We start from the raw sequence: 10,396 nt of genomic DNA, 5'->3' as shown, positions 1-10,396 counted from the left end.
CGTTATTCGGGCGTCTAATTCAATATGAACAGAGCTAGATTATCATTATAAATCAATATCTTGTATCTGTCATACAAAAGCTGGAGCTGCTAATACAGCACTGATGCGACTCAAGCTTTGTTTTAAACAGCTGCGGCGTTGGGCGTGGATGTTGATTTTACAGGCAGTAGAAAAAGCAAGGGCTCTCTTAAGGAGGGATAGTGTAGTGTTATTAGGATTTATAAAGCGAAAAGGCAGCATATTGTGGCTGCCTTTTTTGTTAATGCATAGAAAAGAAATACGCTGTTTTGACAGTTTTGTTTTAAAACTGATAGCGTATTCCTCCTGAAAAGCTTGCACCACTTATACCAGTTTTCTGAAGCTTTTGTTGATAACTTACATCACCATGAAGCGAGAAATTGTGAGACAGTTGTGCACTAATGCCAACGCCGCCTTCAATTGCAGGTCCCATAGGATCAAGGTCAAAGTTTCTACCAATATGAATGGTACCATTATCACCAAAGGTTTTGATCAAGTTTACTTTTCCATAGAAAGACATCGGACGGTTGTTTTCAGTGGAAATAGTTTTTGTCAAACGTCCACCAACACGGATCAACCATTGAGAAGGATTTTTCATATCAACGGTAAAATTATCAGCATCTTCAATGGTATTAAACATCAAATGTTGATAGGCAATTTGTGCTTGTGGCTCAAATGTTAAATCTTCCATTCCAGCTGCAAACTCTTTGCCAACAGTGGTGGAGATACTCAACATTTTGGCGTTTTTCAATTTTGCGGTTTTGCCAATGATAGCATTGCCGATATCTCCCTTTATTATCCCATAGGATAACAGTGTATCCATATAGAAACCATTGTTATGCTGCACGCTGCTATAAGCTGTTAGTGACCATTTATCCAATGTGCTCTTACTTACATCATCCATATCCTTTGGAGTGAAAGACAGCCGCCCATAGGTGCCTACAAGACCGAAATGTGTTGTGGTATTTTGTCCTTCTAATGCCGCGAATGTAACACCGGCTTGTAGAGCAGCATAGCGGATATCAGCACCATAACCATATTTGAGAGGTCCGCGTTCAGAAGATAAGGTTCCTGTGTTTCCGTAAGTATAGAGGAAGAAACCGGTTTGTTTTTCTTCTTCTTTTCCTAAGACAGATGTTCTGATATTGGCTAAAAGTGCATTTTGTTTAGCCATATCCGTTAATCCACTATAGAAGAGAGCATTTGGCATGACCAAATAGCTTGCTGTTTGTGGTACAGGGGCAACGGTAGGGATATTTGTTTCAGGATCAGGATTTGAACCAGAATTGGAGTCAAGCAGTTCGGGTTGTAAACGGAAATCCCAGAAATTTTTATTCTTTTCATCAAAGAGGTTTTGTGCAATATCGGCTTTGCCTTGGCTTGAGTCTGGTCCATAGGCACGTAGTGTATACATATCCGGTAAGCCACCTCTTGTGGTATAGCCATTTACCAGTTTGAAAGAGTTTTCTTCTGCTTTTCCAGAAACTTGAATGAGTGAAAGACCCCGGACATTGGCAGCAGCAGAGGTATTTGCTTCGATATTGTTCTCTTCTAAGCGCCCCGTGACATAAACTGATGTGTTGCCGGAGACATCCCCATGGATCAAAAGCCTATCGGTTTTTTGGTCATTTATTGCAGCACCATCACTCCAAGCCGTGTTGAAGTAAATCTTTGTATCACCCGTTGCATTGTAGACTTCTTGCGTGTCTGGTTTACCAGAACCTATATGCAATGTTTGGTAATGATCTTCGGTTGGTTTCTCAAAAACAATGGAGCTGTTATCGAGATTAAGCGTGGAAATATCAGAACGAGATCTTTGAGCGATATCAAGGAGATTGCCATCATCATCTTTTTCATTTTTGCTGATTTTCAACGTCCATTTTGTATTGTTTTTCAGATCAAAGTGCACATTTCTGTCTTTAGCAATATTTGCTCTGCCCTCTAAAATAGACTGATCTGCGCTTAATGTGAAGGTGCCGTTGGAGATCGCTTTAACCTCTTTATCATCCCACAAATCTTTATCTTTCCATGACGTTTTGTCCCAAGCAATACCATTTCCTAGTAAAACATCGGCATGGACCTCTGATTTTTTAAGATTGACTGTGCCGATTGATGGAACTGTAGTATCTTCGATACTTTTTTCAACAACAGCTCCAATGAAAATTCCTGTGCCATTTTCAGCATGAAGCTCTGCATTGGTCAGATTGATCTCATTACTATGATATTTTTGTGGATCATGCGAGCCATTTGGATTATCATCGGAGAAAGTTGCGAATTGTAAACCGGCAACTTCTGCTGTGGCAGAAACATCTGTCAGATCAATATGTCCGCCATTTATTACAACCAGCGCAGCCATTTTTGCTTCTATTTTATTTTTCTTCCCATTCTGAGGAGTGTCGGATTGGGTATCTAGGCCTTTAGAATTAGCATCAATAGCGCCATTAATCATCTTAATTGTGCTATCTTCACCAGTAGCGAGACCAATACCAACATTTTGAATAGTTGTTTTGCCATTTAATTCAACTATACTATCAGCCTCCCAAGTGCTTACACCAACGGTTTCTGCTTCGGACTCACCACCGATTATTGTTAAATCTCCGCTAATGATTTTACTTCCATCCTCTGCATAAAGACCTTCATCAAAATTTTGAATGGTTGTTTTGCCCGTTAACTGAATTTCACTCCCAGAGCCCGCTGTCCATACACCAGATCGTGCTTCATTGGGCTTGTCATTAATTGCTTTACCACCGACTATTGTTAAATCTCCGCTGGTAATTTTACCACCATTATAGGCTCCAAGACCGTACGAAACTTTTTCAAAGGTTGTATGCCCCTTTAATTGAATTTCACTATTGGGATCAATGGCTATTATACCAGAAGTGCCGTATTCTTGGTTTTCATAAGCAGTTATTGTTAAATCTTCGCTGGTGATTTTACCACCTTTTTCTGCTCTCAGTCCGTCTCTAACTTTTTCAATGCTTGTTTTGCCTTTTAATTCAATTATGCTTCCAAAGCCATGGGCATTTGCACCGTTTCCGAAGTTATCGGTTGTTAGAGTAACATCCGTAATTTCAATACGTCCACCATTTTCTGTAAATAATGCGTCTTCATGTCCATTCAAATTTCCTCCTATGACAGTCCCTCCTTTCATTGTGATCTTGGATTCTATACCATCTGCATGGAGTGCATTACCATTAGATGATGCGACTGTAACATTGTTGTTTAAAGTAATGATGCTGCCATTTTGAGCAGATATTGCTGTATTTTTTGCACGAAATGATCCTCCAGACACTGTTATTGTTGAGTGATCCTCTGCAAATATGCCTGTTAGTGCTTGAGTAACGGTTACATTGTTCAAGGTTACTGTGCTGTTTTTAGCACTTATTCCTAAGGATAGTGAACTGTTATCGTTTTCACTCGATATTACCACGTCTTCCAGCTTGTTTTTTTTACTCTTACTGTCAGAAAAGGAAGCTCCAGTGCTAGATAAAATGCCAGATGAGGAGGCCTCCATTCCAGAATATGTAATTGTTCCCTTAGTCATTTGAAGTGTAGCACCGTCTTTGGCTTCAAGGCCTAAGAAAATACCAGAACCAGTGCCTTTAATGGTTGTGCCATCCAGTAACTCAATCGCACTGTCAGCACCTTCTGCTGTTACAGCATAGACGGTTTGGTTTGTGCCTTGGTTTATATCTTTATTCGTAACAATGGTTAAATGTTTTCCAATGATTTTGCCACCGTCTTTTGCGTGAATAGTTTCGTAGGTTTTATCGGATACTTCTTGTTGTTTTCCCTCAGAAACTACGAGGGTTTCAGCATGTGCACTGAACTGGATGTTGAACAGGATAATAGCGGCTGCAGCCGTACATGATAAAAGGGATGTTTTATACACTAGTATTCTCCTTATGAGAGCCCCAAAATATTCATTTCCCCGCGAACTTCATAAGAAGAAGTGAAAATGGATAGTTGTTATTACTTTCAGTAATTGTCTTTAATTTGGTAAGACATTTTTGGTTTTTTGTCAAAATTAAAAAATAATTGATATTAATTATGTATAATACAAAATGTATTTATAATGGATTTTATTTAAAGAATTATAATTTTGAATATTATTATTCAGAGAAATATTGTGAGATACTGATATAGTGGTACCATAACATCTTTTACGTGATGGTAGGAATTATTATATGACGCAAATTGGGGTTATGAGGGAACAAAAAAGGATGTAGAAGAAGCTAGTAAAAAAGCTAACTTACTTGGGCCTAAAGTGGGCTTTCATCTTTCAACACAGTGGTATTAATTTATTTCTAATAGACTTCTCTTTTTTTCAAAGTAGGAAGTACTCTTCATCCACTGGGGATGGAAGTGCTCTGTTGCGTTTGTTGTGTCTTGTCTTGGAGATTTTCGTAAAGAACTAAGTATAAAGAGGGGAGGGTGCTTTAAAAGGAAAAAGGATGACTTTAATGTACAAAAAGGGCAGCATATCGTGCTGCCTTTTTTATTAAATTGAATAGAATGAATAGGCTATTTTTACAGCCTTGATTTAAAACTGATAGCGTATGCCGCCTGAAAAGTTTGCACCACTTATACCAGTTTTTTGAAGCTTTTGTTGATAGCTGACATCACCATGAAGCGAGAAATTGTGAGACAGTTGCGCATTAATGCCAACGCCGCCCTCAATTGCTGTTCCTATGGGATCAAGGTCAAAATCTCTGCCAATCTGGATGGTACCATTATCACCAAAGGTTTTGATCAAGTTTGCTTTTCCATAGAAGGAAATGGCAGGACCATTTTCAGTGGTCATAATGGTTTTGGTTAAACGTCCACCAACACGGATCAACCATTGAGAAGGATTGTTCATATCAATTTTTAAATTATCAGCATCTTCAATGGTATCAAACATCAAATGTTGATAAGCAAGTTGTATTTGGGGCTCGAAGGTTAAACCTTCCATTCCGGTAGAAAATTGTTTGCCAACGGTGGTGGAAATACTCAACATTTTTACATTGTTCAATTTCGCGGTTTTACCAATGATAGCATTGGTGATATCGCCCTTTATTATCCCATAGGATAAAAGCGTATCGATATAGAAACCACTGTCATGTTGTACACTACCATAGGCAGTGAGAGACCATTTATCTAGGGTGCTTTTACTTGCATCCTGCATCTCTTTTGGAGTGAAAGACAGCTGCCCATAGGTACCTAAAAGACCAAGATGTGTAGTAGTGCTGTGCCCTTCTAACGTAGTCAATGCAACCCCACCTTGTATAGCAGCGTAGCGAATATCAGCACCATAACCATATTTAAGGGGACCGCGTTTCGAGGATAAGGTTCCTGTACCCCCATAGGTAGAGAGGAAGAAACTGTTTTTTAGATTTTTCTGCTCTCCCAAGACTGTTGTTCTCATATTGGCTAAAAGTGCATTTTGCTTGGCCATATCGGCCAATCCAGTATAAAAGAGGGCATTTGGCATAACCAAATAGCTTGCCATTTGTGGTACAACTGCTCTTACTTTTGAATCGGTGTCAAAAAATTCAGGCTGCAAACGGAAATCCCAGAAATCTTTATCCTTTTCATCGAATAAGTTTTGGTTAGCATTGGCTTTGCCATAGCTTGATACTGGTCCATAGGCAGTTAGCGTATATTTATAAGGAGTTCCTCCTATGGTGGTATAGCCATTTTTCAATTTAAAGGAGTCTTCTTTTGCTTCTCCAGAAACTTGAATAAGTGAAAGTCCACCTATATTTGAAGGAGTAGAAGCATTTTCTACGCTCTCTTTATCCCCTGAAACACTTTTGACATAAACTGTTGTGGTGCCTGCTACATCACCGTGAATGAGAAGCCTATCGGTTTTTTGTGCATCTATTGCAACACCATCACTCCATATAGCGTTGAAATGAATTTCTGCCTCACCAAAGGCATTATAGACTGCTAGAATGGTTGGTATTCCAGATCCTATATGCAATGTATGATAATGATCTTCTACCGGTCCATTAAAAACAATAGAACTATCATTGAGATTGAGCACAGAAATATCAGAACGTGACCTTTGAGCAATAGCAAGCAGTTTTCCGTCATCATCGGTTTCTTTTGTACTGGTTTTCAATATCCATGTTGTCTTGTTTGTCAAATCAAAGCGTACAGTTCTGTTTTCTGCAATTTTTGCTCTCCCCTTTAATACGGAGTGATTAGCATTTAATGTAAAAGCAAAGTTATTTTCTTTAGTTGAAGCTTTTGCTGCTAATAAAATATCGGCACTGATTTCTGAATTTTTGAGATTGACTATACCGATTGATTGGTCTGCGTTAATTCCAATACTATTTTCAGTGCGAATCTTTGTATTTGTCAAGTCGACTTCTGAGGCATTATCGTCCTCGGATTTATCAAATATTATGCCACTGTTTTCTGCTGTTGCAGAAACATTTGTTACATCAATATATCCGCTATTTTTTACAACAAATGCTGATCCTTTTGCTGCTACGGTCCCTCCAGTCATTTTAATCGTGCCACCGTTTTCTGCATAAAGCCCGATGAAAGTATTGCTAATTGCTGTATTTCCATGCAATTCAATTAAGCTGTAAGGATTGCTGGCAGCTGTACCGTATCCGTTGCCATCCATCGTTGTTAGAGCAACGTCTGTGACCTTAATATGTCCACCGTTCATTGCAAACAATGCCATGGTTTTCGCAGTTACTGTTCCACCAGTCATTATAATTGTGCCACTATTTTCTGCATCAAGTCCGGTTACAGCATTATTAATTGTTGTCTTTCCATATAATTCAATCAAGCTTTTAGGATCGGTTGCAGCAGCACCATAGTTACCATTTGTTGTTGTTAAAGCAACATCTGTGACTTTAATATGCCCACCGCTTTTTGCAAGCACTGCCACGTTTGTTGCGGTTACAGCTCCTCCCGTTATTGTGATTGCACCACTGTTTTCTGCATTGAGCCCGATGAAAGCATTATTAATCGTTGTTTTTCCATGCAATTCAATCAAGCTTTCAGGATCGGAGGTAGCTGCACCGTATCCGTTGCCATACATCGTTGTTAGAGCAACATCTGTGAGCTTAATATGTCCACCGCTTTTTGCAAGCAATGCCATGTTTGTTGCGGTTACAGTTCCACCTGCCATTGTGATTGCACCACTGTTTTCTGCATTGAGCCCGATGAAAGCATTATTAATCGTTGTTTTTCCATACAATTCAATCAAGCTTTCAGGATCGGAGGTAGCTGCACCGTATCCGTTGCCATCCATCGTTGTTAGAGCAACACCTGTGAGCTTAATATGTCCCCCGCTTTTTGCAAGCAATGCCATGTTTGTTGCGGTTACAGTTCCACCCGCCATTGTGATAGTACCACTATTTTCTGTATAAAGTCCGATGAAAGCATTATTAATCGTTGTCTTTCCATATAATTCAATCAAGCTGTTAGGATCGCTGGTAGCTGCACCGTATCCGTTGCCATCTATTGTTGTTAGAGCAACATCTGTGACCTTAATATGTCCACCGCTTTTTGTAAGTACTGCCGCGCTTTTCCCAGTTACAGTTCCACCCGCCATTGAGATAGTACCACTATTTTCTGTATAAAGTCCGATGAGAGCATTATTAATCGTTGTCTTCCCATCCAATTCAATCAAGCTTTCAGGATCGGTGGAAGCAGCACCGTATCCGTTTCCGTCCATCGTTGTTAGAGCAACATCTGTGACCTTAATATATCCACCGTTCATGGTAAACAATGCTGCGCTTTTCGCAGTTACAGCTCCTCCCGTCATTATGATGACGCCACTGTTTTCCGCATCAAGTCCATTTATAGCATTATTAATCGTTGTCTCCCCATCCAATTCAATAAAGCTGTAAGGATCGGTGGAAGCTGCCCCGTATCCGTTTCCGTCCATCGTTGTTAGAGCAACATCTGTGACCTTAATATATCCACCTTTTTGTGCAAATAATGCTCTGTTTCCCGCAGTCACTGTTCCTCCCATCATTATGATTGTAGAGAATAAACCGTCTGCATAGAGTCCATCACCATCAGATGATGTAACTTGAACGCTGCCTTCTTTACTATTGGCTAAAGTAATGAAGCTGCCGTTCATTACGTATAGCCCTGTGTGTTCTCCATCAAATGCTCCTCCTAATATCGTTACTTGTGAACCATCTTCTGCGGATATGCTGGTGTCTGCTTGCGTAATGGTTACATTTTCTAAAGAGAGATGACTTCCGGCAAAGGCCGTTATTCCTGTGTATAAAAACTCTTCTTTTTCATTTTCTAATTCACTTTCCCATCCAGGGTCTAATTCATTGTCTGATGTTTTTACATTTTCTAGCTTGTCTTGATCACTTATGCTGGTATTTGCATAAGTAATGGTTACATTTTCTAACTTGTTTTTATCGCTTTTACTCTCATTGAAGAACGCACCAGTTTCAAAAGCCGTAATGGTTCCTCCAGTCATTGTGATTGTGCTACCGTTTGTTGCATAAAGCCCAATTACAGCGTCATTAATTACCGTATTTCCGTGCAGTTCAATTGTGCTGTCAACATCATTAGCTATTGCACCGATTCCGGTGCCATCTTTTTTTAAAGTAACATCTGTGACGTCAATATGTCCGCCATTTTCTGCAAGTAATGCTGTATTTTCTCCAGTGACTGATCCTCCTATCATTGTGATTGTGGATTGTGCACCATTTGCATAGAGTCCGTCACCATGAGATGATGTAACTTGAACACTGCCTTTTTTATTATCGGCTAATTCACTATAGGTTAAAGTAATAGCGCTGCCTTCCGTAGCAGATATTCCTTTGAGTTCTCCATCAAATGCTCCTCCTAAAATCGTTACTTCAGAATGATCATTTGCAAATATACTGGTGTTTGCTTGCGTAACCGTTACGTTTTCTAAAGTAACTTTGCTTTTGTTGTCGGCATTTATTCCCTTGTCCATGAAGTGGTCATCTTTACCGCTTGATATTGTTACACCTTCCAGCTTGTTTTTATCATTCATACTGTTTTCAAAGAAAGCGCCAATTTCAGAAACCGTAATAATGCCTCCAGTCATTTTGATTGTAGCACCATCTTTTGCATTAAGACCGAGACGAATGTCAAAATCAGTTCCTTTAATGGCTGTGTCTTGCAGTAATGTAATCGTACTGCCAAGACCTTTCGCTGTTACAGCGTAAATATCTGTATTTGTGTCTTTGCTCCCAACAACAGTTAAATGTGTGCCGGTGATTTCTCCGTTGTCTTTTGCATAAATAATCTCATACGTTGTGTTAGATATTTCTTTTTTCTCGCCGGAAACTTCAAGAGTTTCAGCATATACATTGAGATGGGTGTTGAATAGCATGACAGCTATGACAGCTATGCAGCATAAAAGGGATTTTTTACACATCAAGATTTTCCTAACTTATAAGAGCCACACACTCTTCCCCCGCTTATAAGAAGGATATCAAATGGATGGATATTTTAGAGATGGAACGTAAATAGGCTATTTTTATTTTTGTGTAAAGTATAAATTAACTTATACATTTAGCATATAATGTATTATATTTAAATTCATTTAGTATTAAATGAATACATTATGTTAATATTATGTAAGTATTATAAGTTTTTCTATTCAAGATATGTGTTATGTTTGCATAAAACTTGTTGCTTATGCTTAAAGAAAAGGAGTAGGCAAGAAAATTTCAAAAAACTGTATGCTTGAGCCTGATAGAGATCTCTTCCAACATCATGAAACCAAAGATGATACCATAGCTTTCATGTTTTTCTTTAACACGGTTACGATAAAATAGCGCTCATTGATTTTTCAATCGACTTTTAGTTTTTTTAAGGGATATTTTTACTAGTTAAAAGCGCGATATTTTATTGTCTTGAGTTTTTTAACTAATTTTCTTAAAGAAAAATGTTGGCGGTGTGTACTGGTAGAAAAGAATAGGGGAGAGATAAAAAGGCAGCATATTGTGCTGCCTTTTTATTAAATTGAATAGAATGAATAGGCTATTTTTACAGCCTTGATTTAAAACTGATAGCGTATGCCGCCTGAAAAACTAGCTCCAGAGATACCAGTTTTCTGAAGCTTTTGTTGATAGCTGACATCACCATGAAGCGAGAAATTGTGAGACAGTTGCGCATTGATGCCAATGCCGCCTTCAATTGCAGGTCCCATAGGATCAAGGTCAAAATCTCTGCCAATCTGGATGGTACCATTATCACCAAAGGTTTTGATCAAGTTTACTTTTCCATAGAAAGACATCGGACGGTTGTTTTCAGTGGTCATAATGGTTTTGGTTAAACGTCCACCAACACGTATCAACCATTGAGAAGGATTTTTCATATCAACGGTAAAATTATCAGCATCTTCAATGGTATTAAACATCAAATGTTG

The 10,396-nt window shown here is 38.9% G+C and carries 3 protein-coding genes; all 3 read right to left on the bottom strand.

Features of this window, described 5'->3' with window-relative positions; translation table 11 throughout:
* Positions 1–301: 301 nt before the first annotated feature.
* Entirely contained in the window at positions 302–3,910 is a 3,609-nt protein-coding gene (locus ACFINI_RS08895) for an autotransporter outer membrane beta-barrel domain-containing protein (protein WP_375647848.1), read from the bottom strand.
* 651 nt (positions 3,911–4,561) lie between these two features.
* A complete protein-coding gene (locus ACFINI_RS08890) occupies positions 4,562–9,400 on the bottom strand; it encodes an autotransporter outer membrane beta-barrel domain-containing protein (protein ID WP_375647845.1) in 4,839 nt (1,612 codons plus the stop codon).
* 627 nt (positions 9,401–10,027) lie between these two features.
* On the bottom strand, positions 10,028–10,396 hold a 369-nt coding region (locus ACFINI_RS08885; protein ID WP_375647838.1), incomplete at its 5' end, for an autotransporter outer membrane beta-barrel domain-containing protein.

It is taken from the genome of Bartonella sp. AA56HLJMS (assembly GCF_042197145.1).
Lineage (GTDB): Bacteria > Pseudomonadota > Alphaproteobacteria > Rhizobiales > Rhizobiaceae > Bartonella.
This window is presented reverse-complemented; position numbering and strand designations above follow the sequence as displayed.

What these genes read in the sequence shown, in the direction of transcription:
- ACFINI_RS08890 (WP_375647845.1), bottom strand. Translation starts at nt 9,400, where the DNA reads ATGTGTAAAAAATCCCTTTTATGCTGCATAGCTGTCATAGCTGTCATG.